This is a genomic window from Microbacterium rhizosphaerae, from assembly GCF_034120055.1.
Lineage (GTDB): Bacteria > Actinomycetota > Actinomycetes > Actinomycetales > Microbacteriaceae > Microbacterium > Microbacterium rhizosphaerae.
In genome coordinates, this window is record NZ_CP139368.1 from 2,206,950 (window position 1) to 2,230,443 (window position 23,494).

Annotated in this window: 24 protein-coding genes; 12 read left to right on the forward strand and 12 right to left on the reverse strand. The window is 69.2% G+C overall.

The genetic code is table 11. The features are described from left to right. Positions 1–55: 55 nt before the first annotated feature. Positions 56–2,689, forward strand: coding sequence for a DNA polymerase I (gene polA / locus SM116_RS09800; protein WP_320940800.1), 2,634 nt, complete (start codon positions 56–58; stop codon positions 2,687–2,689). A gap of 94 nt (positions 2,690–2,783) precedes the next feature. Next, complete coding sequence (locus tag SM116_RS09805; protein WP_320940801.1) at positions 2,784–4,457, forward strand: DUF885 domain-containing protein; 1,674 nt, start codon at positions 2,784–2,786, stop codon at positions 4,455–4,457. 6 nt (positions 4,458–4,463) lie between these two features. Here the strand turns inward: SM116_RS09805 and SM116_RS09810 are convergent, their stop codons facing one another. Continuing rightward, on the reverse strand, positions 4,464–5,102 hold the full coding sequence (locus SM116_RS09810; RefSeq protein ID WP_320940802.1) for a phosphoribosyltransferase: 639 nt from the start codon (positions 5,100–5,102) through the stop codon (positions 4,464–4,466). 85 nt (positions 5,103–5,187) lie between these two features. On the opposite strand from SM116_RS09810, the gene SM116_RS09815 reads away from it, so the two are divergent. After that, on the forward strand, positions 5,188–6,225 hold the full coding sequence (locus tag SM116_RS09815; RefSeq protein WP_320940803.1) for an LLM class flavin-dependent oxidoreductase: 1,038 nt from the start codon (positions 5,188–5,190) through the stop codon (positions 6,223–6,225). Positions 6,226–6,264: 39 nt separating this feature from the next. Beyond that, complete coding sequence (locus tag SM116_RS09820) at positions 6,265–7,020, forward strand: SGNH/GDSL hydrolase family protein (protein ID WP_320940804.1); 756 nt, start codon at positions 6,265–6,267, stop codon at positions 7,018–7,020. 5 nt (positions 7,021–7,025) lie between these two features. Here SM116_RS09820 and SM116_RS09825 read toward each other — a convergent pair whose 3' ends face one another. Next, a complete protein-coding gene (locus tag SM116_RS09825) occupies positions 7,026–7,583 on the reverse strand; it encodes a dihydrofolate reductase family protein (protein ID WP_320940805.1) in 558 nt (185 codons plus the stop codon). Positions 7,584–7,705: 122 nt separating this feature from the next. Here SM116_RS09825 and SM116_RS09830 point away from each other — a divergent pair, with 122 nt between their 5' ends. Together SM116_RS09830 and SM116_RS09835 are read left to right on the forward strand one after the other, a co-directional pair. Next, positions 7,706–8,089, forward strand: coding sequence for an ArsR/SmtB family transcription factor (locus tag SM116_RS09830; RefSeq protein WP_320940806.1), 384 nt, complete (start codon positions 7,706–7,708; stop codon positions 8,087–8,089). Then, positions 8,082–8,519, forward strand: a complete 438-nt coding sequence (locus SM116_RS09835) for an SRPBCC family protein (protein ID WP_320940807.1) — start codon at positions 8,082–8,084, stop codon at positions 8,517–8,519. The genes SM116_RS09830 and SM116_RS09835 overlap by 8 nt, the downstream gene beginning before the upstream one ends. 4 nt (positions 8,520–8,523) lie before the next feature. On the opposite strand, the gene SM116_RS09840 is transcribed toward SM116_RS09835, so the two are convergent. The 5 genes from SM116_RS09840 to SM116_RS09860 all read right to left on the reverse strand — a co-directional run bounded on the left by SM116_RS09840 (position 8,524) and on the right by SM116_RS09860 (position 14,056). Continuing rightward, complete coding sequence (locus SM116_RS09840; protein ID WP_320940808.1) at positions 8,524–9,843, reverse strand: MFS transporter; 1,320 nt, start codon at positions 9,841–9,843, stop codon at positions 8,524–8,526. A 206-nt stretch (positions 9,844–10,049) separates the two neighbouring features. Then, positions 10,050–12,398, reverse strand: coding sequence for an excinuclease ABC subunit UvrA (locus tag SM116_RS09845; RefSeq protein WP_320940809.1), 2,349 nt, complete (start codon positions 12,396–12,398; stop codon positions 10,050–10,052). A 73-nt stretch (positions 12,399–12,471) separates the two neighbouring features. Further along, positions 12,472–12,741 (reverse strand): DUF6510 family protein, encoded by a 270-nt coding sequence (locus tag SM116_RS09850; protein WP_320940810.1) that lies wholly within the window; start codon positions 12,739–12,741, stop codon positions 12,472–12,474. Continuing rightward, a complete protein-coding gene (locus tag SM116_RS09855; RefSeq protein WP_320940811.1) occupies positions 12,738–13,466 on the reverse strand; it encodes an FAD-binding oxidoreductase in 729 nt (242 codons plus the stop codon). The genes SM116_RS09850 and SM116_RS09855 overlap by 4 nt, the downstream gene beginning before the upstream one ends. Continuing rightward, a complete protein-coding gene (locus tag SM116_RS09860) occupies positions 13,463–14,056 on the reverse strand; it encodes a sulfite oxidase-like oxidoreductase (protein WP_320940812.1) in 594 nt (197 codons plus the stop codon). Before SM116_RS09860 ends, SM116_RS09855 begins: the two co-directional genes overlap by 4 nt. Positions 14,057–14,249: 193 nt before the next feature. On the opposite strand from SM116_RS09860, the gene SM116_RS09865 reads away from it, so the two are divergent. Both SM116_RS09865 and SM116_RS09870 read left to right on the forward strand, forming a co-directional pair. Further along, positions 14,250–14,807, forward strand: a complete 558-nt coding sequence (locus SM116_RS09865; protein ID WP_320940813.1) for an HdeD family acid-resistance protein — start codon at positions 14,250–14,252, stop codon at positions 14,805–14,807. Positions 14,808–14,893: 86 nt separating this feature from the next. Beyond that, on the forward strand, positions 14,894–15,451 hold the full coding sequence (locus SM116_RS09870; protein ID WP_320940814.1) for an HdeD family acid-resistance protein: 558 nt from the start codon (positions 14,894–14,896) through the stop codon (positions 15,449–15,451). An 8-nt stretch (positions 15,452–15,459) separates the two neighbouring features. Here SM116_RS09870 and SM116_RS09875 read toward each other — a convergent pair whose 3' ends face one another. Genes SM116_RS09875 through SM116_RS09885 form a run of 4 tightly spaced genes read right to left on the reverse strand, consistent with a single transcriptional unit; the run spans position 15,460 to position 18,844 of the window. Next, positions 15,460–15,921, reverse strand: a complete 462-nt coding sequence (locus SM116_RS09875) for a hypothetical protein (RefSeq protein ID WP_320940815.1) — start codon at positions 15,919–15,921, stop codon at positions 15,460–15,462. After that, positions 15,891–16,082 carry a DUF2510 domain-containing protein gene (locus SM116_RS18435; protein ID WP_425563285.1) on the reverse strand — a complete coding sequence of 64 codons (192 nt, stop codon included), beginning with the start codon at positions 16,080–16,082 and terminating at the stop codon, positions 15,891–15,893. The genes SM116_RS09875 and SM116_RS18435 overlap by 31 nt, the downstream gene beginning before the upstream one ends. Further along, positions 16,079–18,067 (reverse strand): S9 family peptidase, encoded by a 1,989-nt coding sequence (locus SM116_RS09880; protein ID WP_320940816.1) that lies wholly within the window; start codon positions 18,065–18,067, stop codon positions 16,079–16,081. Before SM116_RS09880 ends, SM116_RS18435 begins: the two co-directional genes overlap by 4 nt. Positions 18,068–18,070: 3 nt before the next feature. Further along, on the reverse strand, positions 18,071–18,844 hold the full coding sequence (locus tag SM116_RS09885) for an SDR family oxidoreductase (RefSeq protein ID WP_320940817.1): 774 nt from the start codon (positions 18,842–18,844) through the stop codon (positions 18,071–18,073). A 166-nt stretch (positions 18,845–19,010) separates the two neighbouring features. Between SM116_RS09885 and SM116_RS09890 the strand changes: the two genes are divergently transcribed. The 4 genes from SM116_RS09890 to SM116_RS09905 all read left to right on the forward strand — a co-directional run bounded on the left by SM116_RS09890 (position 19,011) and on the right by SM116_RS09905 (position 21,920). Beyond that, positions 19,011–19,502, forward strand: a complete 492-nt coding sequence (locus tag SM116_RS09890; protein WP_320940818.1) for an NfeD family protein — start codon at positions 19,011–19,013, stop codon at positions 19,500–19,502. After that, positions 19,499–20,560, forward strand: a complete 1,062-nt coding sequence (locus SM116_RS09895) for an SPFH domain-containing protein (RefSeq protein WP_320940819.1) — start codon at positions 19,499–19,501, stop codon at positions 20,558–20,560. Before SM116_RS09890 ends, SM116_RS09895 begins: the two co-directional genes overlap by 4 nt. Further along, positions 20,557–21,342 (forward strand): glycerophosphodiester phosphodiesterase family protein, encoded by a 786-nt coding sequence (locus tag SM116_RS09900; RefSeq protein ID WP_320940820.1) that lies wholly within the window; start codon positions 20,557–20,559, stop codon positions 21,340–21,342. The genes SM116_RS09895 and SM116_RS09900 overlap by 4 nt, the downstream gene beginning before the upstream one ends. A 194-nt stretch (positions 21,343–21,536) precedes the next feature. After that, positions 21,537–21,920, forward strand: coding sequence for an RNA polymerase-binding protein RbpA (locus SM116_RS09905; protein ID WP_320940821.1), 384 nt, complete (start codon positions 21,537–21,539; stop codon positions 21,918–21,920). Position 21,921: 1 nt separating this feature from the next. On the opposite strand, the gene lnt is transcribed toward SM116_RS09905, so the two are convergent. Continuing rightward, on the reverse strand, positions 21,922–23,481 hold the full coding sequence (gene lnt / locus SM116_RS09910; RefSeq protein WP_320940822.1) for an apolipoprotein N-acyltransferase: 1,560 nt from the start codon (positions 23,479–23,481) through the stop codon (positions 21,922–21,924). Between the last annotated feature and the right edge of the window lie 13 nt (positions 23,482–23,494).

The following is a 23,494-nucleotide window of genomic DNA, read 5'->3' on the forward strand; positions in this document are numbered from 1 at the left end:
GCCGGGGCCGGCATCGAGCGCCGGAGGTGTCCGCAGCCCTCGGTAGTCTGACAAGGTGACGGACTCCGCAAAGCCTACCCTGCTCGTCGTCGACGGTCATTCGCTCGCGTACCGGGCGTTCTACGCCCTGCCCGTCGAGAACTTCTCGACGAAAGACGGCCAGCACACGAACGGCATCTACGGATTCCTCTCGATGCTCGTGAACCTCATCAAGGCCGAGCGACCGACGCACATGGCCGTCGCCTTCGACACGTCGCGCGTCTCCTTCCGCACCGAGCAGTACCCGGAGTACAAGGCGAACCGCTCCGAGACGCCGGCGGAATTCCGCGGGCAGATCCCCATCCTGCAGGACTGCCTCGCCGCGATGAGCATCCCGGTCCTCCTGAAAGAGGGCGTCGAGGCCGATGACATCCTGGCGACGCTCGCGACGCAGGGCGTCGCACAGGGCTTCGACGTGCTCGTGTGCTCCGGCGACCGCGACACCATCCAGCTCGTCACCGACGAGGTCACGCTGCTGTACCCGAACGTGCAGGGTGTGTCCCAGCTGAAGCGATACGACCCCGCGGCGGTGCGCGAGCGGTACGGCGTGGAGCCGGCGCAATATCCCGAGATCGCGGCGCTCGTCGGCGAGACGAGCGACAATCTGCCGGGCGTGCCGAAGGTCGGCGAGAAGACCGCTGTCAAGTGGCTCACCCAGTACGGCTCGCTCGAGACACTGCTCGACAACGCCGACAAGATCACCGGCGTCGTGGGCGGCAACCTCCGCGAGCACCTCGAGGACGTCCGGCGCAACCGGGCGCTCAACCGACTGGTGCGCGACGTCGAGCTTCCGATGGGGCCGGCCGACCTCGAGGTCAAGCCGATCGACGCCGTCGCCGTGCGCGACATCTTCTCGCGGCTCGAGTTCCGCACGCTGCTGCCCAGAGTGTTCGAGGCTGCGGGGGAGTCCGCCGACGCCGCCGTCGCACAGCCGTCGCAGGCGGCGCCCGCCGTCGCCGAACTCGACGCCGCCGAGCTTGCCGCGTGGCTGGGGGCCGCCGAGGGAGACGTCGGCGTCACGCTCACGATCGCGGGCGGCCTTCCGACGCGCATCGGATTCGCGACGCGGGATGCCGCGGCCGAGGCGAGCTGGATGCCGGAGGTGGCGGCATCCATCGCCCCCTGGCTGGCATCCGACGCGCCCAAGGTGTTCGCGGACGCGAAACCGCAGCTGAAGGCGCTGGCGCGCGCGGGGGCCGAGGTGGGCGGCATCTCCTACGACGTGTCCCTCGCGGGCTGGCTCATGCGCCCGAGCTTCCCGGACAAGACCCTCGGCGATCTCGTCGACCGCTACCTGCACGAGAAGCTTCCGGAGGCCGACCCCAACCAGCTGGTGCCCGAGACCGAGGGCGCCACGCCCGCTCAGCTCTCCTGGTACACGCTCCGGGTCGCCGACGCGCTGCGGGCAGAGCTGCCGGCGCGCGTCACGGGGGTGCTCGAGACGATCGAGCTTCCGACTCTGCGCACACTCGCCGACATGGAGCTCGCGGGCGTCGCCGTATCGCACGAGAAGCTGAGTGCGTTCTCCGCGGAACTCGGCGCGCGCGCCGACGCGGTGGCCGTCGAGGCGTACGCCACGATCGGCCGTGAGGTGAACCTCGGCTCGCCGAAGCAGCTGCAGGAGGTGCTGTTCGACCAGCTCGCGCTGCCGAAGACGCGCAAGACGAAGACCGGCTACTCCACGGACTCGACCGCGCTCATCGATCTGCAGGAGACGAACCCGCATCCGTTCCTCGAGCAGCTGTCGCAGCACCGCGAGGCGACGAAGCTCCGCCAGATCATCGAATCGCTGGATGCGGCGATCGGCGCCGACGGCCGGATCCACACGACCTATGTGCAGACCGGCAGCCAGACCGGACGCCTGTCGAGCACCGACCCCAACCTCCAGAACATCCCGATCCGCACGGACGAGAGCGGGCGCATCCGGGCAGCCTTCGAGGTCGGCGAAGGATACGAGACGCTCCTGACGGCGGACTACTCGCAGATCGAGATGCGCATCATGGCGCACCTCTCCGGCGACCCGGGGCTGATCGAGGCGTTCAACTCGGGGGAGGACCTGCACCGCTTCGTCGGCGCTCGGGTGTTCGGCGTCGAGCCGTCCCAGGTCACGCCCGCGATGCGCACCAAGGTCAAGGCGATGTCGTACGGGCTCGTCTACGGCCTCTCCGCGTTCGGGCTGTCGAAGCAGCTGCGCATCGAGCAGTCCGAGGCGAAGCAGCTCATGATGGAGTATTTCGCGCGCTTCGGCGCGGTCCGCGACTATCTCCGCTCATCGGTGGAGACCGCGCGCATCGAGGGCTACACCGAGACGATCTTCGGCCGACGCCGCCCGTTCCCCGACCTGACGAGCCCCAACCGGGTGCTCCGCGAGAACGCCGAACGTGCCGCGCTGAACGCCCCGATCCAGGGGAGTGCGGCCGACATCATGAAGATCGCGCTGTTCCGCATCCATGACGAGTTCCGTGCGGCATCGCTCTCGTCGCGGGTCCTCCTGCAGATCCACGACGAGCTCGTCGTCGAAGTCGCGCCGGGGGAGTGGGATGCGGCGGCGGCCATCGTGAAGGACCGGATGGGCGATGCCGCCGAGCTGTCGGTGCCGCTCGACGTGCAGATCGGCCGCGGTGCCGACTGGAACGAGGCCGGCCACTGATCCGCGCCGGGCTGCACGGGCGTCGGCGGCCTTCCCCGGGGGACCCGGCACCACACTTTGCGGCACCGGATGCCGAGTGCCTAGGCTCGTGGTCATGACTGAACCCGAACGCAACCCGACGCCGATCGACACGATCGCCGACGCCTGGGTCGATTCCCTGGCCGAGCTGTCGCCGACGCTCGCGACGTACATCGGCCGCTCGGAGTACAACGATCGCTACGGCGACTACTCGCCCGAGGGCGAGGAGCGCTTCGCGGACACGGTGCGCTCGACCCTCGCGGCGCTCGAGAGCGCTGAGCCCGTCGACGAGATCGATGCGATCACGAAGGCCGACCTCACCGGAGAGCTGCGCCTCGAACTCGACCTCCACGAGGCGAAGTGGCACCTGCGCAAGCTCAACGTCATCGAGTCGCCCGCGCAGGAGATCCGCAGCGCCTTCGACCTCATGCCGACCGACACCGTCGACGACTGGTCCGTGGTGGCCCGGCGCCTCGGCGCGGTGCCCGGCGCGATCGACGGCTTCATCGAGACGCTCCGCGAGGGCATCAATCAGGGCATCGTGCCGGCACGACGTCAGGTGAACGAGGTCGCGGTCCAGATCGACCGCTACACGAGCGACGACGGCTTCTTCGCGTCCTTCGTCGGCACGGCGACACCGGCAGAGGGGCAGCTGCCCGCATCCCTCGCCCGCGACCTGGCCGACCAGTCGGGTGCTGCCCGTGTGGCTTACGAGAAGCTCGCCGAGTTCCTCCGAGGCGAGCTCGCCCCCGCAGCAGGGGAGAAGGACGCCGTGGGCCGCGAGCTCTACGCGTTGCACTCCCGCCGCTTCCTCGGAGCGGTCATCGACCTCGACGAGACCTACGACTGGGGCCGTGAGGAGCTCGACCGGATGGTGGCCGAGCAGACCGCCATCGCGAACGAGATCAAGGCGGGTGCCTCCGTCGAAGAGGCCGTCGCGTTCCTCGAGGGCGACGCCAGCCGACAGCTGAAGGGCACGGAGGCGCTTCAGGAGTGGATGCAGGCCACCAGCGATCGTGCGATCGAGGAGCTCGGCAAGACCCACTTCGACATCCCGGACCCGATCCGCAAGCTCGAGTGCATGATCGCGCCGACGAATGAGGGCGGCATCTACTACACCGGCCCGACCGACGACTTCTCGCGGCCCGGCCGGATGTGGTGGTCGGTTCCCGAGGGAGTCGACACGTTCGACACGTGGCGCGAGCTGACGACGGTGTACCACGAGGGCGTCCCCGGTCATCACCTGCAGATCGCGCAGGGCACCTACAACCGCGCTCAGCTGAACACCTGGCGGCGCCTGCTCGCCGGCACGTCCGGCCACGCCGAGGGCTGGGCGCTGTACGCGGAGCGGCTCATGGAGCAGCTGGGCTACCTCGAAGACCCGGCCGACCGTCTCGGCATGCTCGACGGGCAGCGGATGCGGGCCGCCCGCGTCGTGCTCGACATCGGGGTCCACCTCGAGAAGCCGCGCCTCGACGGCACCGGTACCTGGGATGCGGACTACGCGCTCGAGTTCATGCGCCGCAACGTCAACATGTCCGACCAGTTCATCCGCTTCGAGGTGAACCGCTACCTCGGCTGGCCGGGCCAGGCTCCCTCGTACAAGGTCGGCCAGCGCATCTGGGAGCAGGTACGCGACCAGGTGAAGGCGGCCGAGGGCGACTCGTTCTCGATCAAGGCGTTCCACAAGCGGGCGCTCGACATGGGCGGTGTCGGCCTCGACACGCTGCGCACGGCGCTCACGAGCTGAGCCTCGTCACTCCTGACCGGCGCGGGGGTTGTAGGACAGGAGTTCTACGACCTCCGCGTCCGTCGTCTGGGTGAAATCCTCGTAGTACTGGCCGACGGCCCAGAATCCGCGCTCCGGATGGGCGCACACGTACTCGTCGATCGCGTCGTGGGGCGGACGCCAATCCGCGGGAGCGACCGGCACCGCGAGCACCACCCGACCCGCATCGCGGTGCTTCAGCTCCTGGCACGCGGCCGTCGCGGTGGCCCCGGTCGCCACGCCGTCGTCGACGACGATCGCCGTCCGACCCCGCAGGTCGATCTCGTCCGACGCGAACACGGCGACCCGGCGGTTCAGCTCGACGCGTTCGAGGTCCTCGATGAAGGCGAGCTGCTCCGCCGTGACAGCGGCGTGGCGCACGGCGTCGGGGTTCACGACCGTGATGCCGGAGGCGATGGCGCCGATGGCGAACTCGGTGTTCGACGGGGCTCCGAGTTTGCGGACGACGACGGCGGCGAGCGGCGCGCCGAGCGCCCGGGCGACCTCGGCGGCCACCACGACACCGCCCCGCGGGATGCCGAAGACCACCGCATCCGGGTAGCTGTTCGCGCCCAGCACCTGTGCGAGCTCCCTGCCCGCGGCCGATCGATCCGCGAAGATGACCATGTCGCCACGATACGTCGCACCGGGATGCGGGGGAATGCCCCCGGCTCCGCCCCCGTTGCATCCATGTGAATGAAAGGCGGTCCGCATGGCGCACACGGTCCAGCTCGGACTCGATACGTTCGGGGACATCACACGCGACGACGACGGCGAGCTCGTCAGTCACGCACGGACCATTCGCGACGTCGTCGAGCAGGCGGTGCTCGCAGACCAGGTCGGGCTGTCGTTCTTCGGCGTGGGGGAGCATCACCGCCCGGAGTTCGCCGTCTCGAGTCCTGAGATCGTGCTGGCGGCGGCAGCCGGACGCACGGAGCGCATCCACCTCGGAACCGCCGTCACGGTCCTCTCATCGGACGACCCGGTGCGCGTCTTCGAGCGATTCGCCACGCTGGATGCGGTCTCCGACGGGCGTGCTGAGGTGATCCTCGGACGCGGCTCGTTCATCGAGTCGTTCCCGCTGTTCGGCTTCGATCTGAACGACTACGAGCTGCTCTTCGACGAGAAGCTGGACCTGTTCAGCCGCCTCATGGAGGAGAAGCCCGTCACGTGGACGGGGCGCACCCGCGCGCCGCTGGAGAACGCGGACGTCTACCCGAAGACGGAAGGCGGACTGAAGGCGTGGGTCGGGGTCGGCGGCACGCCCGAATCCGTCGTGCGCACCGCCCGCTACGGGTATGGCCTCATGCTGGCGATCATCGGCGGCCCGTCCCACCGATTCCGGCCCTTCGTCGATCTCTATCACCGGTCGCTCGAGGGCTTCGGCCGCGATCGGCTACCCGTCGGCGTGCATTCGCCCGGCCACATCGCCGAGACCGATCAGCAGGCCTGGGACGAGGCCTACCCGGGATTCGAGTCGATGAACAACACGATCGGGCGCGAGCGCGGATGGCCGCCGTACAACCGCCTGCGCTTCCAGCACGACGTGGGGCCGGAGGGTGCTCTGTACGTCGGATCGCCCGAGACCGTCGCGCGCAAGATCGCGGACACTGTCCGCACCCTCGGCGTCGACCGCTTCGACATGAAGTTCTCGACGGGCACGCTGTCGCACGCGAAGATGCTGCGCAGCATCGAGCTGTTCGGCACGCGCGTCGCCCCGATGGTGCACGACCTGCTCGCATCCGACTGAGCGGACGGGGCGCTCGGGCGACGGTCCTAGGCTGGAGTCGTGGCATCCGTTCGCTTCGTCGCCATCGGCGACTCATTCACCGAGGGCGTCGGCGACGAACTGCCCGACGGTCACGTCCGCGGGTGGGCCGACCTGGTGGCCGAGGGCTGGGCGCGATCGAGCGGCGAGCCTGTCGAGTACGCGAACCTCGCGATCCGCGGCAAGCTCGTCTGGCCGATCATCGAGCAGCAGCTCGAGCCGGCGCTGGCGTTGAAACCCACGCATCTGTCGTTCAACGGCGGCGGGAACGACATGCTCCGCCCGCGGACCTCGATCTCTCACGTCGTCGACGCCTTCGAGGTCGTCCTGCGGCGGTGTGACGAGGAGGGCGTGCAGCTCATCGGCCTCTCCGGCGCGAATCCCTCGGGCCAGCTGCCGCTGAGCCGGCTGATCCAGCGGCGTGGCGACCTGCTCTCAGCCGCCGTCGCGCAGCGTCTCGCCGAGCGCCCGGATGTCATCACGGCGTGGAACTGGCCCGACCGGGAGCTCTCGACGCCGCCGTACTGGTCTGAGGACCGCCTGCACATGAACGCGCGCGGCCATCATCGGGTGGCGGCACGCGTGCTCAGCGCGCTCGGCGAGCAGCCGCCGAGCAGCTGGTGGTCGCTGCCGGAGATCACGGATGCTCGTACTGCTCGGGGACTCTCGTACTACCGGGAGCACGTCGGCCCGTGGGTGCGGCGACGCCTCACCGGCACGTCGTCGGGCGATGGACGCGCGGCCAAGTTCGGGGAGTGGATCGTCGTCGAGCCCTGAGCCGCTCAGGCGGTGACGCGATACCGGAGCGCTGCGAAGGGCCCCTTGCGGGCGGCATCCACCAGGGTGAGACGGTCGACGCCGAGGTTGCGGGGGAGCAGCGGCTTTCCTGACGTGAGGGTTGCCGGGGCGAAGGTGACGACGAGCTCATCGAGGTGACCGGCATCCACGAACTGGCCGGCGAGATCGCCGCCGCCGACCACCCAGACATCCCGCTCGCCGCTCGCCGTCGCGATTACGGCCCAGTGATCCTCGACTCTCCCGGAGACGAACCGGATGTCGACGCCCGGCACGACGGGAAGCTCCCTCGTCGTGAAGACGAACGTCGGCCGGTCGCCGTAGTACCCGGGCCATTTCTCGGGATGGGCGACGAGATCCTCGTGGGCGACGACCCATTCGTAGGTCGATGACCCCTGAACGAGGGCGCCGATGCCGGCGAGGAAGCCGGCGAAGTCGCCGCCGGTGTCGGCATCCGGAACCGCGAACAGCCATTCCAGAGAGTCGTGCTCGTCGGCGAGGAAGCCGTTGAGCGTCGAGGCGGTGTAGAAGATCGCGCGCGTCATACGCACACGCTAGGGGCGACCTCCGACACGTCGCCGGCGTTCGCGGCGGCATCCGTTCGCTGCGATGTGTTGACCAGTAGTAAACTAGATGGTATTATACCGAGTGGTTGAAAGGAGAGGCGATGTCGAGTGATGCACTGAGCCAGACCTTCGCGGCACTCGCCGATCCCACGCGCCGCGCGATGCTCGAGCGATTGAGCAGGGGAGAGGCGACGGTCAACGAGCTCGCTGCGCCGTTCGACATGACGCTCGCAGCGGTCTCGAAGCATCTGCGGGTGCTGGAGAACGCGGGGCTCGTGACCCGCAGTCGGGAGGCGCAGTATCGCCCTGCCCAGCTCGACGCGCGGCCCTTGGCCGCTGCATCCGGCTGGATCTCCGACTACGCGCGCTTCTGGGAGCAGAACGTCGACGCCATCGAGGCCTACCTCGACGTCCTGCAGCAGCTGACCTTCCATTCCGACGACACCGATGACCCCGACACGAACAAGGAGCCCCGAAATGACTGAGTACTTCACCGTCACCCGTACCCTCGCCGCACCCCGCGAGCTCGTCTTCGACGTGCTCACGACGCCCCAGCACTTCGCGGTGTGGTTCGGAACGGCCGCCGTCGAGGTGCCCGCGGATTCACTGTCGATGGATGTGCGACCCGGCGGCGGCATGCGCGCCGACATGGTGCTGCCGGACGGCAACGTCATCCACTGGGCGGGCGAGTACGTCGAGGTCGACCGTCCGTCGCACCTCGCGATGACGCTCACCGACCGCCCCGACGAGTACGCCGGCCTGCCCGTGATCTTCGACCTCGAGGAGGTCGAGGGCGGCACGCTGCTCACGATCCGCCAGGACCGCGCCGACTTCTCGGACGAGCAGGTCGCCGCGACGATCGCCGGCTACAACGGCTTCATCGACGACATGGAGCGGGTGCTCGCGAGTCTCTGAACCGCTACGGACGGCGCCGCGGCGTGTGCAGCCCCATCCGCACACGCGTGCGGCGCCGTTCGAGCACGATGAAGAAGATGCCGATCATCCACAGCGGCACCTGGGTGAGGAACGCGATGCGGAACGCATCGAGCGAGTAGGTCGCCGGCGTGCCCGCCCCCTGCAGGTCGAGCGCGAGACCGATGAGGAAGATCGCGACGAGCGCGGAGAGGAACCCGCCCACGTTCGTGATGCCCGTGGCGGTGCTCAGGCGATGACTCGGATTGTGCGTGCGCGCGTGGTCGAACGCGATCATCGACGCCGGGCCGCCCATGGCGAGGGCCACCGCCAGCCCGATCAGCAGCCACAGCGGCGCCGGGCCCGGCCAGGCGATCACGACGAGCCACGCGACCATCTGCACTGCCACGGCGGGCAGCACCAGCAGGTGGGAGCGGCGTGTCGGATTGCGACTGGACAGCGCACCCATGATCGGCCCGATGCACATGCCGACGACCACGAAGATCGTCGTGATCAGGGATGCCTCGCCCGCGGTCCGGCCTTCGCCGGCGATGAGGAAGGGGAACCCCCACAGCATCACGAAGGCCGTGCCGGCGAACGGCGTCGTGAAGTGCGACCAGAAAGCCAGGCGTGTTCCCGGATGCGACCACGCCTCTCCGATGCTCTGCCGAAGGTCGGCCGAGCTCTTGACCACACGTATCGCGCCGGTGTCGGTGTCGACGGAGACGTCGGCGTCGACCTCTGGCGGGTGGTTCCGGATGACGGCGAAGACCAGGACCGTGAAGAGGGCGCTGAGACCGGCGAGACTGCCGAAGGCGACCTCCCAGCTCGTCGCGTGCAGGAGAGCCGCGATGGGCAGGATCGCGAGGATCTGGCCGCCCTGGCCGACGATCCCGGTCGATTGCACCATGAGCGGAGCACGCTGCGCGGGGAACCACGTCGCGATGACACGGAGCACGCTCGGGAAGACCGCCGCGTCACCGGCGCCCAGCAGCATGCGGGCCGCGATCGCGACGCCGACGTTGGGGGAGAGGGCCATCACGAGCTGGCCGATGGCCATCAGGCCCATGCCGATCGTGATGATCGGGCGGGCTCCGAACCGGTCCAGCATCACGCCGACCGGGATCTGCATCGCGCCGTACACGCCGAGCTGCAGCACCGCGAACATCGCGAGGGTCGACGCATCCGCGTGGAACCGGTCGGAGGCATCGACGCCGACGGCCGAGAGCGACGTGCGGTTGGTCACGGAGAGCACGTAGCCGGCGACGGCGATGCCCCAGATGATCCACATGCGCCACTGGCGCGTGCGTGTCGATGCCGTCGTCATGCGATCACGCCGCCGTCATGCGCAGGGCTGTTCCGCTCCGTGCGCGCCAGGGGGGTGGATGATGCTGTGCGCACCTCTTCATCGTATGGCGGTCCGGGCACGGTCACGGGCGGATCGCGCAGGGGACGTCGTCCACCGGTTGAGTTGACATAATGTGCATTATCGGCGAACGGCCGATCCCGCCCGACGAGGCTGTACGCGGCCCCTCAGGCTCCGACGTACTCAGCGAGGAACTGTCCCGTGAGTGTGGACCGGTCCGCGATGAGGTCGGCGGGCGTGCCCTCGAAGACGACGCGCCCGCCGTCGTGCCCGGCGCCGGGTCCGATGTCGATGATCCAGTCCGCGTGGGCCATGACGGCTTGGTGGTGCTCGATCACGATGACCGACTTGCCGGAGTCGACCAGGCGATCCAGCAGTCCGAGCAGCTGATCGACATCCGCCAGGTGCAGGCCGGAGGTCGGCTCGTCGAGGATGTACACGCCGCCCTTCTCGCCCAGGTGGGTCGCGAGCTTGAGCCGCTGGCGCTCGCCGCCGGACAGGGTCGTCAGCGGTTGACCGATCTGCAGATAGCCGAGACCGACATCCGAGAGACGCGACAGGATCGTGTGCGCTGCCGGCGTCTTCGCCTCGCCGCTCGCGAAGTGCTCGGCGGCCTCGGTGACCGACATCGCAAGCACATCGCTGATGTCTTTGCCGCCGAGTGTGTATTCCAGCACGGAGGCGTCGAACCTTTTGCCCTCGCACACCTCGCAGACGGTCTCGACGGATGCCATCGGTCCGAGGTCCGTCGTGATGAACCCGGCGCCGTTGCAGTTCGGGCACGCGCCCTCGGAGTTCGCGCTGAACAGAGCCGGCTTGACGCCGTTCGCCTTGGCGAACGCCTTGCGGATGGGCTCGAGCATCCCGGTGTACGTCGCGGGGTTGCTGCGCCGCGAACCGCGGATCGCTGACTGGTCGATGGCCACGACGCCGTCGCGGCCGGCGACCGATCCGTGGATGAGCGAGCTCTTGCCCGATCCTGCGACCCCGGTGACGACCGTCAGCACGCCCAGCGGCACATCGACGTCGACATCCTTGAGGTTGTGCGTCGAGGCGCCGCGCACCTCGATGGCGCCCTTGTGGGCTCGCACCGAGGATTTGAGCTGGGCACGGTCATCGAGGTGGCGTCCGGTCACGGTGCCGCTCGCCCGCAGGCCTTCGACGGTGCCCTCGAAGCAGATCTCGCCGCCGGCGGAGCCCGCGCCGGGGCCGAGGTCCACGACATGATCCGCGATCTCGATGGCCTCGGGCTTGTGCTCGACGACCAGCACGGTGTTCCCCTTGTCGCGCAGCTGCTGCAGCAGCTCGTTCATGCGCTGGATGTCGTGCGGGTGCAGCCCGACGGTCGGCTCGTCGAACACGTACGTGATGTCGGTGAGCGACGAGCCGAGGTGGCGGATCATCTTGGTCCGCTGCGCCTCTCCCCCCGACAGGGTCCCGGACGGGCGGTCCAGCGACAGGTAGCCGAGGCCGATGTCGACGAACGAGTCCAGGAGCTGACGGAGCGACGTCAGCAACGGCGCCACCGTGGGCTCGTCCAGCTCCCCCACCCACGCTGCGAGGTCGCTGATCTGCATGGCGAACGCATCCGCGATGCTGATGCCGCGGATCCTCGACGAACGCGCGCCCTCGTTCAGGCGCGTTCCGCCGCACTCCGGGCATGTCGCGAAAGCCACGGCGCGCTCCACGAATGCTCTGATATGCGGCTGGAGGGACTCGACATCCTTCGACAGCATCGATTTCTGGATGCGGGGCACCAATCCCTCGTACGTGAGGTTGATGCCGTTGATCTTGACCTTCGTGGGCTGCCTGTAGAGGAAGTCGTGCAGCTCCTTCTCGCTGTACTCCCCGATCGGCTTGCTCGCGTCGACGAAGCCGGACTCGGCGTACAGCCGCACCGACCACCCGCCCGCCGTGTAACCCGGGATGGTGATCGCTCCTTCGTTCAGCGACTTCGTCGCGTCGAAGAGCTGGTGGATGTCGACATCCGACACGGTTCCCATGCCCTCGCAGCGCGGGCACATGCCCCCGGTCTGGCTGAACGTGCGCCGGGTCGTGACGCCGCCGATGGTGATCGCGCCCTTGCCCTGCACCGTCGGGATGTTGAAGGAGAACGCCTGCGGCGACCCGACGAACGGCTCGCCGAGACGGCTGAAGAGGATCCGGAGCAGGGCGTTCGCATCCGTCACCGTGCCGACCGTGGATCGCGCGTTCGCGCCCATCCGCTCCTGATCCACGAGGATCGCCGTGGTGATCCCCTCGAGCACGTCGACATCGGGGCGTGCGAGCGTGGGCATGAAGCCCTGCACGAAGGCGCTGTACGTCTCGTTGATGAGCCGCTGCGACTCGGCGGCGATCGTGGCGAACACCAGCGAGCTCTTCCCCGAGCCCGAGACGCCCGTGAAGACGGTCAGGCGGCGCTTGGGGATCGAGAGGCTGACGTTCTTGAGGTTGTGCTCGCGTGCACCCTCCACCCTGATCCACGCATGGGCGTCTGCGGCGATGTCCGTGGCCATGCGGTTCACTCTAGGGGCGAGGTCCGACGCGCACTTCTCCGATCCTGCGCACGACGATCCGGCTGAGGGCGGATCAGTTCGGACGCACCTCGCCGAGCGCGCCGATGATGAGGCGCACCGAGTTGTCGTCGCGCAGCACGGTGAACAGCGTGTGGGTGCAGCTCCGGCACCGCACGATGGCGGCGTCGTCATCCATTTCGACGACGGCCTCGGCGAAGACCGCGACGGCATCGCATCGCCTGCACGTCCCGACGAACATCGTCGCGTCCCCCGTGAACACCTCCGAGAGGAGGCCCGCGACCGCGTTCCCGTCGACGACCGACTGCTCGTCGTGCTCGCTCATGAGGCCCCTCCGAATCGCTCGGTGCGGATGCGACCCGGAGAATGACCCAGCTCGACGAGCGCATCCGCGACATGCTCGACGAACCCCGTCGGACCGCAGACGTAGACCAGCGGGTTCTGCTCGACGGGCCAGACGGATGCACGCAGGAGCACGCCATCCACGCGTCCGACGCTGCCTTCCCAACCGGCCGGCGCGGCGCGGGTGTACGCCCACGTGACCTGCACTCCCCCGTCCGCGGCGCCCCGCGTCAACTCATCGCGATATATCGCGTCTTCGCTCCGGCGCACGGAGTACAGCAGGCGCAAGGATGCGGCGGCCCCCGCGTCCGTCGCGGCGCGCGCGATGGCGACCAACGGCACGACTCCCGAGCCGCCCGCGATGAGCTGCACCGGCCCGGGGTCGTCCGGATGCCAGACGAAGTAGCCGCCGAGCGGGCCTTTGACCTCCAGCTCGTCCCCCGGCTGGACATCGCGGACGAGATAGGGCGACACCTCGCCGTCCGGGACCTCGTCGACCGCGACCTCGACCTCGGTGGCATCGCCGTACGACGCGAGCGAATAGGAGCGCACGGCCTGGTAGCCGTCCTCAGCCGTCAGGCGGAGGTCGATGTGCTGGCCGGCCACGCTTCCCGGCCACCCGGGGACCTCGAGACGCAGCACGCGCGCCGAAGGCGTCGCCGCGGATGCACTCGCCACGCGGGCAGCGCGCCAGTCCCCTGCGATCACCAGTACCGCTCCTCCGTCCACGGGTCGCCGTGCATGTTGTATCCGTTCTGCTCCCAGAAGCCCGGCGCGTCCTGCTGCATCAGCGTCAGCCCGTGGACCCACTTGGCGCTCTTCCAGAAGTACAGGTGCGGCACGAGCAGTCGGGCCGGTCCGCCGTGCTCGGGATCGAGCGGTGCACCGTCGAACTCGAAGGCGACCCACGCGCGGCCGTCGCGCATCTCGGCGAGGGGGACGTTGGTCGTGTACCCGCCGTAGGAATGGGCCATCGCGTACGAGGCCGTGCTGTCCACCCCCGCGAGCAGCGTGTCGATGGAGACGCCCCGCCAAGAGGTGCCGAGCTTCGACCAGCGCGTCACGCAGTGGATGTCCGTGTGGACGTCCTCGACACCGAGCGCGACGAACTCGTCCCACGTCCACTGTGCGAGAAGCTCCGACCCCTCGCGGATCTCGAATCGCCACGCCGCGCGATCGATGCGCGGCGTAGGGCCGGCGGACAGCACCGGGAAGTCCTCGGTGAGGTACTGCCCGGGCGGCAGATGCGGATCGCTCTCCCGGCGGCGGGCGCCGAACCCTCGTGACACGACAGCCATGGCAGACCCTCCTCGACTCGCGGCGTCGCCGCACGCTCACCGTAGCGCGGCCCGCGGTTCGGCGGAACCGGCGGACGCCCTCGCACAAAGGGGCGGCGCGCCGACACGCGCGGCAACGAAGATCCCGCGTCGCACGATAGCGCTATGGTTAGCGCAGTTCCGTGTTCAGCAATCTCTCAGGGAAGGGATCCTCATGTCTGATCTCACCGCGGATGAGAAGTCTGCCGTCAACGGCCTGCGCACCGCGCTCGGCATCGGCGGCATCCTCGCCATCCTCCTCGGCCTCGCCATCCTCGTCTGGCCGGCCAAGTCCGCTTCGGTCGTCACGATCCTGATCGCGATCTACGCGATCGTGGGCGGCCTCGTCTATGCCGGTCTCGGCATCTTCTCGCGCGGGATGCGGGCGTGGCCGCGTATCGGGCACATCGTGCTCGGCATCGTGTTCATCGTGGCCGGTGTCATCGCGTTCGCGAACCTCAACCAGGCGACGCTCTGGCTGGCGTTCTTCATCGGCATCCTCGTCGGCGTCATGTGGATCGTCGAGGGCATCGTCTCGCTGACGACCCTCGGCGACGCGGCCTCGAAGGTCTGGACGATCATCTTCGCGATCATCAGCATCATCGCGGGCATCTTCCTGATCTTCTCGCCCGTGTGGGGAGCGGCGATCCTCTGGTGGATCCTCGGCATCGCGCTGATCGTCCTCGGGATCATCAACCTCGTTCGCGCGTTCACGTTCGCACGCAAGGTCTGATCCAGGCGTCGCGAGACGGGCGTCCGGGAAGCACTCCCGGACGCCCGTCTCGCATTCCCGACCCCCGAGTCCCGGAGAGGCTGCCTATGTCCATCGCACCGGAGAGCGGCCCGGTCGCCGTGAACCGCATCCGCAGATCCCTCGGCGTCGGCGGCGTGATCGCCGTCATCGCCGGGATCCTGATCCTGTCGTGGCCGGGGAAGACGATCCTCGTCGTCGCGGCCATCGTCGCGTGTTACGCCATCGCCGCCGGCCTCGTGTACCTTGCGATCGGCATCTTCTCGCGCAAGACCCGCGGCTGGGCGCGGCTCGGACACATCGTGCTGTCGCTGCTCTGCCTCGTCGTCGGTGCCATAGCCCTGTTCAACCTGACGTCGCCGAACGGATCGCCGCTGCGGCTGCTCGGCATCCTCATCGGCATCATGTGGATCGTCGAGGGAATCGTCTCGCTGTCGACCCTGGGCGATGCGCCGTCACGCGGCTGGTCGATCGCGTTCGCCATTCTGAGCGTCGTCGCCGGGATCGTCGTGCTGGTCGCACCCATCGCCGCGACGCTCGCGCTGTGGTGGGTGCTCGGGGTGCTGCTCGTGGTCCTGGGGATCATGAACATCGTGCGCGCGTTCACGATCCGAACCGCGTTCTGACGCGTTGCTCAGGCGGTGGGCACCTGCGACACGAGCATCTGCATGAGCTGGTTCATGAACGTGAACATCCACACCATCCCCACGATGAGGCTGACGGCCTGGATGGCGAGGAACACGACGAGCGGCGCAGCCCCGCGTCCCCCGCGACGGCTGACGACCGCGGTGCGGCCGATGACGTAGACCCACGCCGACAGGAACAGCCACGCCCAGTGGAACGGGCGCACGAAGCCGCGCGCCTCGAGCTCGCGGACGTCCCGATACCCGAACCAGACGCTCACGCCGTACGTGGCGAGTCCCACGAGCAGCAGCAGGAAGTACGCGGGTGTGAAGACCGAGGTCAGCTCCCACTGCAGGATCGCGTGGGAGTCGGGAGCCGAGTTCTCCGTGGCGATGACACGGACGAGGGAACTCATGCCGGACGTCATCTGGGCGAGGTAGATCAGCGAGGCGAGCCCGGAGAGGATCGGCACGAGAACGATGAGCCAGATCCACCCGCCGAGGTCCCGGGCGCGACACGCCCGGGCGGCGCGAGCGGCGCCTGGGGCACCGGAATCCCGTCGACCCATCGCGCGCCGTCCCACCAGCGCAGGGTTCCCGAGGCGTCCGGGTACCAGCCGGCCGGCGCGCTCATGACGCGCTCCCGACCGGCAGGTGGCGCGACCACCAGTCCACCACGGCATCGAAGCGCTGCACGCGGTGCCGAGGCTGGCCGCCGCGGGTCAGCTCGTGATTCTCGCCGGGGAAGATGAGCATCTCGGCGTCGACGCCGCTGCGCTTCAGCGCGGCGTAGTACCGCGTCGCCTGCTCGAGCGGGCACCGGAAGTCGAGCTCGGAATGCAGCACGAGGGTGGGAGTGGCCACGCGGTCGACGACGGCCATCGGGCTCTGGCGGGAGATGTCGTCGGGCGCGACCCCGACGTACTCGTCGCCGAAGAACGTGCCGATGTCGCTCGTGCCCTGGAAGGTCGCCGGGTCGAGGAAGCCGCGCTCGACGATGGCACCGGCGAACCGGTGGTCGTGAGCGATCACCCACGCGGTGAGATATCCGCCGTACGAACCCCCCATGACCCCGGCGCGAGCGCCGTCGATGCGCTCGTCGGATGCGACAGCGCCCTCGAAGAAGTCGATGACATCGGCGAAGTCGACGGTGCCCATGGCTTGACGGATGGCCCGGCCGTGGTCGCGCCCGTAACCGGCGGATCCGCGCGGGTTGCAGTACACGACCGCGTATCCGGCATCCACGAGCACCTGGGTCTCGTCGAACAGGTGCACGCCGTAGGCGGCGTACGGACCGCCGTGGATCTGCAGGATGACCGGGAACGGCCCATCGCCCGCGGGTGCCGCGACCCAGCCGTGGATCGGGTATCCGTCGCGGCCCGTCACGGTGAGCTCGCGCGGATCCGCGATGCCGGCCGATCGTGCGGCCTCCCCGAACGAGGTGAGGGCGCCATGACCGGCGAGCACGAGCTCGCCGAACGAGTCGGGTCCGGCGACGGCGGCGAGGATGCGGTCTCCCCCGGCTCCGTGGCCGGTGACTTCGACGTCGCCGCCGAGGACCGTGGACACCCCACCGTCGCGCGTCACCCGGACGAGCTCCACGCGTCCGCGCGCGCGGTGCTGCACCAGGAAGTCCGAGCCGACGAAGCCGATGTGGCTCCCCACCTCGCCGAGGTCGAGCGTCTCGGGGTCGGTCAGGCGTCGCGGACCCGTCGTCTCGACGATCCACAGCGCGGTCGCAGGCGCAACGAAATCGACGCCTCCGGGACCGACGTCGCCGGCGAGCAGGGCGATGGTGCCGTCGGGGCCGACGGCGACCTCGTCGACCGACAGATTCTCGGCACGGCCGACGACCTCGCGCACCCCGGATCCGTCGACCCGCAGCGCGAGGACGGGCGTGCGCAGATCGGGCTCGCGGTCCTCGATCTCGCCCGCGATCGTGAGCACCTCCCAGCCGTCGGCGGTGAAGGCCACGCCGGCGTGCGACACGTCCCCGGAGGTGAGCTGACGCGGCTCGGCTTGGACGAGGCGCCGGCCGGGGCCGTCCGTGTCGTCGGCGCGGACCGCTGCTGCCGGCTCGTAGAAGGGCTCCGCGTCGAGGTCGGGAGCCGCGATCACGAAGACGTGGGCCGGACGGTCAGCGATGTAGCCGAGTCCATTCGCGTGCCAGCGGATGCCGGTGACCCGCCGCGGCGCCTCGGCCGCCGCATCCAGACCCTCCACGGTGCCGTAGCGGCCGTTCTCGGGCACGCGGGCGACGAACGCCAGCATCCCGCCGTCCGGCGACCACGCGAACTCCGAGACGCTCGCTGCGGCATCCGTGGCCTGGACGGGCTCGCCCCCGGTCGCGGCGACGACGAAGACCTGGGCCCGCCCCTTGCCGTCGGCACGGAGGAACGCGATGCGGTCGCCGTCGGGAGACAGCCGCGGCGAAGAGTCGGCGACGCCGCGGGTGAGGCGGCGGGGCTGCCCGTCCGGCAGTCCGACGCGCCACAGCTGCCCGACGGAGCGATTCGCCTCGATGTCGGGGCGCGAGGTCGCGAACACGGCGAACGATCCGTCGGGGGCGACCTGCGGACGGCCGACCGAGATGAGCGTCTCGATGTCCTCAGCGCGCACGGGTCACTCCGCGACGAACGAGCTCGTGTCGCCCACGAGACGCGTATTGTCCTCGGGGATGGGCTCCACGGCGGCACGGGCGACCTCGGCGGCGAACTCGGCCACGTTGTACAGCCGCCCCGCTTCCTCGCGGCGGTACGAGAGGGCACCGGGGTTCGCGCGCTCGAGGAGCGTCGCGGTGATCGTGCCCTCGATCATGTCGCCGGAGACGACGACGAACTCGACGCCCGCCTCCGTGAGAGCGGGGATCCGCTCGCGCAGGGCGTCCTCGCCGGCGCGCTTCGACAGTGCCACCGGCTCGTACTCCGGCATCGTCGGAGTGGTGCGGATGAAGTGCGCCTGGTGGCTCGTCACGAAGACGACGCGTGAGCCCGGCGGCATGAGGGGCAGCGCCGCGCCGAGCACGCGCAGCTGCGCGTCGCGGTTCAGCTGGAGCGCGTAGTCCTCGGCCATGCCGCTCTCCATACCCCCCGAGGCGTTGAGCACGAGGATGTCGAGCTTGCGGAACAGCTGCTCGATCTGGGCGATCATGCCGCCGACCGAGATCGGGTCCGTGAGGTCGGCGCCGACGACGAGGGCCTGGACGCCCTTCTCCCGCAGCTCCGCGGCGAGCTTCTCCGCGCGCGGAGCCTTGTTGCGGTAGTTGATGACGACGTTGGCGCCGGCCTCGGCCAGGTAGCGGACGGTGTCGGCGCCGATGCCGCGGGAGGAGCCCGTGACGAGCGCGACCTTGCCGTCGAGCGAGCCGGGTTCGAGGATGGTCGGCGAGTCGGTCACGGAGTCTCCTGTCGTGCGTCCCGCCCTGGTGAGCGGGCGGATGCGTCTTCCCGCCGAGGTCTCGCGGGGTACGGATCGACCCTACCAATCGGGCTCTCGACTGGTTGTCCCCAGGCACGGATCCCGCGCCCTGACGCACGTGTAGTGTTCAGACCAGGAGGTCGTCATGGAGTTCATCACTGCCGTGGCGCAGTTCGCATGGATCGGCTGGATCGTCCTGATCGCCGTGTTCCTGGTGATCGAGATGCTCACGCTCGACTTCACGTTCCTGATGCTCGCGATCGGCAGCGTCGCGGGACTCGCTGTGGATCTGTTCGGCGCGCCGATCTGGCTGCAGGTTCTCGTCGCCGCCGTCGTGGCCGCGCTGCTCATCTTCGGCCTCCGTCCGCCGTTGCTCAGGCGCCTGCGGCGCGGCGAGGACCCCACACCGACGAACGTGGCAGCGCTCATCGGCATGGCGGGCCAGGTCGTGTCGACGGTCACCGCGCTCGGCGGGCTGGCGAAGCTCTCCAATGGCGAGACCTGGACAGCACGCGCCACCGCATCCGCATCCGAGATCCAGGTGGGCGCACCGGTCCGCGTCGACCGCATCGACGGCGCCATCGCATACGTGACGGCGGTCCCCGCAGTATCCGCGCCCCCGGAGGTCGACGCATGAACGCTGCAGCTGTCATCCCCACGGCGATCGGCTGGTTCCTCGCCCTGGCCATCGTCATCTTCGTCATCGTCGTGATCTTCCGGTCCGTCCGGATCATCCCCCAGGCGACGGCCGGCATCGTCGAGCGGCTCGGCCGGTACCACAAGACCCTCTCCCCCGGTCTGAATCTCCTCATTCCCTTCATCGACAGGCTCCGGCCTCTGCTCGACATGCGCGAGCAAGTCGTCTCCTTTCCGCCTCAGCCGGTGATCACCGAAGACAACCTCGTCGTTTCCATCGACACGGTCGTCTACTTCCAGGTGACCGATGCGCGGGCGGCGACGTACGAGATCGCCAACTATCTCGGTGCGGTCGAACAGCTCACGACGACCACGCTGCGCAACGTGGTCGGCGGGCTGAATCTCGAGCAGGCGCTGACCAGCCGCGACGAGATCAACGGACAGCTCCGGATCGTGCTCGACGAGGCCACCGGCAAGTGGGGCATCCGCGTCTCGCGGGTGGAGCTGAAGGCGATCGACCCTCCCCACAGCATCCAGGACTCGATGGAGAAGCAGATGCGTGCGGAGCGTGACCGGCGCGCCCTCATCCTCACCGCGGAGGGCACGAAGCAGTCCGCGATCCTGGAGGCGGAGGGGCATCGGCAGGCCGTGATCCTGAGCGCCGAAGGCGACAAGCAGGCCGCGGTGCTCCGCGCCGAGGGCGAGGCGAAGGCCATCGAGACCGTGTTCAACGCGATCCACGTCGGAAACCCCGACGACAAACTGCTCGCCTACCAGTACCTGCAGACACTGCCCAAGATCGCCGACAGTGCATCGAGCAAGCTGTGGATCATCCCCAGCGAGTTCACGGAGGCGCTGAAGGGGCTGTCCGGCGCCTTCATCGGCAAGGGAGCCGACAACACTCCCTCGGCTCCCCTCTCCCCGGTCGGCGACGTCGACCCGGTCACCTTCGCCCCGAGTCGGTCGACCGCACCGTCGCGCGCCGTGACCGCCGATTTCGCGGATGCCCCGCAGATCCCTCCTGCCCCTGCAGCCGCGCCCGACGACTCGACCCCGTGACGCATCCTTGGTTCGCGGACGCCTCCCGGCCGCGGATCCTCGCGCATCGCGGACTCGTGACGCCCGAAGACTCCGTGGTCGGGATCGCCGAGAACTCCTTCGCCGCGGTGGCCGCGGCCCACGCTGCGGGCGCGACGTATGTCGAGTCTGACTGCCACCTGACCGCCGACGGCACGGTGGTGCTGTTCCACGACGACACGCTGACCCGGGTCACGGGCGACCCCAGGCGGATCGCGGAGGTGGAGCTCCGCGAGCTCGAAGATCTCATGGCCTCGCGAGGTGGGCTCATCACGCTGACCCACGCACTCGAGGCGTTCCCGGCCGTGCGCTTCAACCTCGATGCGAAGGCCGACGGCGTCGAGGAGCAGATGGCGCGCGACATCACGCCCCACGCCGAGCGGGTGCTGGTCGCGAGCTTCTCCGACCAGCGCCGCATCCGGGTGCTCCGCGCCGTCGCGGCATCGGGCCGCGGCATCCTCCCGGCGACCTCCGCGGGCGCCCGCACGATCGCCCGCGTCGTCACGGCCGTCAGCGTCCGGTCCGAGCGTCTCCTCGCCCGTACCCTCTCGGGCCTCGACGCCCTGCAGGTGCCCGAGCGGCGCGGTGCCGTCCGCATCGTGACGAGCCGATTCGTGGATGCTGCGCACCGCCACGGCGTGGAGGTCCACGTGTGGACCGTCAACGAGCCCGAGGATATGCGGCGGCTTCTGGCACTGGGCGTCGACGGGCTCGTCACCGACCGCGTGGACGTGGGTCTGAAGGTCGCCGCCGAGGTCGCCTGACGTCCGCCGCTCAGACCGCATCCGCGGTCCTCGCTGCTGCGTTCGGCCGTTCGCGCAGGAGGCATCCCGCCGAATCCGAGTGCTGATGCTGGGCCCGCTGAGCATCCTCTGGGAAACCTCCCGATGAGGGGCCTGTTCGGATGATCCATCCAGGTCCCGTCGTTATACCTGAAGAGCGAGGAGAGGACCACACAATGGCAGACCGCAGCTTGCGCGGCATTCGACTCGGCGCCCAGAGCCTTCAAAGTGAAGACGGCGTCGTGTTCCATGAGCGCGCGCAGTTCACCTACACCTGCACCGCGTGCCGGCGCGACACCACCCTGACGTTCGCGGCCGACGCCGAAGTGCCCGACACCTGGGAGTGCCGCACCTGTGGTGCAGAGGCCGTCCTCCGTGTCGGTGACACGACCGTCACGGTCGACCACAGCGACGACAAGGCGCCCCGCACGCACTGGGACATGCTGCTCGAGCGCCGTACGATCCCCGAGCTCGAAGAGCTTCTCGAGGAGCGTCTCGCCTACATCCGCGCGCGTCGCGGCGCCGGTGAGGACGTCACCACGGAGAAGATCAGCGCCTGACTCAGGGTTGCAGCGCGACGCCGGTTCCTTCGGGGGCCGGCGTTTTCGCGCTGCGGCGGTAGACGACGACGCCGAGGGCGATGAGCAGAGCGAGGCTCCCCCACCCGATGACGATCTGCACCCACGCGCCGAGGAGGACGGCGGGCGTCAGCCCGGTCCGCAGCGGCACGTCGGCCAGCACGTGCCCCGCTGTGCCTGCGGGCAGGCTCTGGATCGTGCTGCCGTCGGGCGCGATCACCTGACTCGTGCCGACCGTGGAGATGTTGACGACCGACCTGCCGGTCTCGATCGCGCGCATCCGGGCGACCGCGAGCTGCTGAAGGTTCTCGTCCGTGCCGCGGAAGTCGGCGTTGTTCGTCTGGAACGCGTAGAACTCCGCACCCGACTCGGCCCCCTCCCAGATCACGTCGTCGTAGATGACGTCGAAGCAGATGGCGAGCCCGATGCCGACCCCGCGTGCGCGGACGTAGGGCGGATCGATTCCCGGAGTGTACTCGCGCTGGATCAGGTTGATCAGATCCGGCGCGAGCGCGCCGTAGAACCAGCGATCCGGCACGTACTCGCCGAACGGCACCGGATGCCGTTTGGCATACGACTGCGTGATGCCCGCGCCGGCCTGCCAGAGGAACGAGGTGTTGAAGTACTCCTTGCCCTTCTGGACGACCCCGTTCGCGAGGAACGCCGCGCCCGCCTGCCGCTGGACCTCGTTCAGGACGGCGACGGTCGGCTCGTCCTGCGTCGGGTCGTAGTCGATGCCGCCCTCGGGCCAGACGAGGAGGTCGAGATTCTTGCCGAAGAGGGGCTGGGATGCGGCGACCTGCGCGTTCAGGACCGCGTAGTCCTCGTGCTTGTCGAAGTACCCCGACGGCCCATTGCCCTGCACGGCGCCGACGCGCATCGTTCCCGCACCGGTCGTCGGGAACTGCGGCACCGCCACCAGGACGACGATCAGCGCGACGACCGGAATGGCGGCGCGCAGATCGCGCAGCGATCGCAGCCGTGCGTACTCGATGGTCCCGGCGCACAGCGCCACGATGAGGAACGTCAGACCGGAGACGCCGACCCACGAGGCGAGGTCGGCGAGAGGGCTGTTGGACTGGGTGAGCCCGATGCGTCCCCAGGGGAATCCGCCGTAGGGCCACGAGCCGACGAACTGCTCGCGCGCCGTCCAGAGCCCGGCCACGAGAAGCGGCAGGCCGATGAGCCGCGACCAGGTCCCCGGCATCACGCGCGGCAGCCAGCGGTAGGCCAGGGCGATCGGGATCGAGCCGATCGCGGTGAGGGCGGACTCCAGGATCGAGAGGGCGAGCCACGGCACCGGCCCGAGATACCGAGCCGTGAACGAGACGTTCACGAGGAAGAACGCGAGCCCGAACGCGAAGCCCACGAGCAGGGAGCCCCAGACGGTTCGCCCGATGAGGCTCAGCAGCGCCAGCGTCACGCCGACGAACGCCATGGGCCACCACGCGAGGCTCGGGAAGGCCGTCGTCAGGGCGAGACCGCCGGCGACCGCGCTGAGGGTCGCCGCCCACAGCGGGAGGAAGGGGCGGAACGGCGGCACGGATCGAGCCTAA

What these genes read in the sequence shown, in the direction of transcription:
- SM116_RS09870 (WP_320940814.1), top strand. Translation starts at nt 14,894, where the DNA reads ATGTCCATCGCACCGGAGAGCGGCCCGGTCGCCGTGAACCGCATCCGC.
- SM116_RS09850 (WP_320940810.1), bottom strand. Translation starts at nt 12,741, where the DNA reads ATGAGCGAGCACGACGAGCAGTCGGTCGTCGACGGGAACGCGGTCGCG.
- SM116_RS09840 (WP_320940808.1), bottom strand. Translation starts at nt 9,843, where the DNA reads ATGACGACGGCATCGACACGCACGCGCCAGTGGCGCATGTGGATCATC.
- SM116_RS09825 (WP_320940805.1), bottom strand. Translation starts at nt 7,583, where the DNA reads ATGACGCGCGCGATCTTCTACACCGCCTCGACGCTCAACGGCTTCCTC.
- SM116_RS09865 (WP_320940813.1), top strand. Translation starts at nt 14,250, where the DNA reads ATGTCTGATCTCACCGCGGATGAGAAGTCTGCCGTCAACGGCCTGCGC.
- SM116_RS09815 (WP_320940803.1), top strand. Translation starts at nt 5,188, where the DNA reads ATGGCGCACACGGTCCAGCTCGGACTCGATACGTTCGGGGACATCACA.
- SM116_RS09810 (WP_320940802.1), bottom strand. Translation starts at nt 5,102, where the DNA reads ATGGTCATCTTCGCGGATCGATCGGCCGCGGGCAGGGAGCTCGCACAG.
- SM116_RS09805 (WP_320940801.1), top strand. Translation starts at nt 2,784, where the DNA reads ATGACTGAACCCGAACGCAACCCGACGCCGATCGACACGATCGCCGAC.
- SM116_RS09905 (WP_320940821.1), top strand. Translation starts at nt 21,537, where the DNA reads ATGGCAGACCGCAGCTTGCGCGGCATTCGACTCGGCGCCCAGAGCCTT.
- SM116_RS09845 (WP_320940809.1), bottom strand. Translation starts at nt 12,398, where the DNA reads ATGGCCACGGACATCGCCGCAGACGCCCATGCGTGGATCAGGGTGGAG.
- SM116_RS18435 (WP_425563285.1), bottom strand. Translation starts at nt 16,082, where the DNA reads ATGAGCGCGCCGGCCGGCTGGTACCCGGACGCCTCGGGAACCCTGCGC.
- SM116_RS09890 (WP_320940818.1), top strand. Translation starts at nt 19,011, where the DNA reads ATGGAGTTCATCACTGCCGTGGCGCAGTTCGCATGGATCGGCTGGATC.
- SM116_RS09895 (WP_320940819.1), top strand. Translation starts at nt 19,499, where the DNA reads ATGAACGCTGCAGCTGTCATCCCCACGGCGATCGGCTGGTTCCTCGCC.
- SM116_RS09835 (WP_320940807.1), top strand. Translation starts at nt 8,082, where the DNA reads ATGACTGAGTACTTCACCGTCACCCGTACCCTCGCCGCACCCCGCGAG.
- SM116_RS09830 (WP_320940806.1), top strand. Translation starts at nt 7,706, where the DNA reads ATGTCGAGTGATGCACTGAGCCAGACCTTCGCGGCACTCGCCGATCCC.
- SM116_RS09860 (WP_320940812.1), bottom strand. Translation starts at nt 14,056, where the DNA reads ATGGCTGTCGTGTCACGAGGGTTCGGCGCCCGCCGCCGGGAGAGCGAT.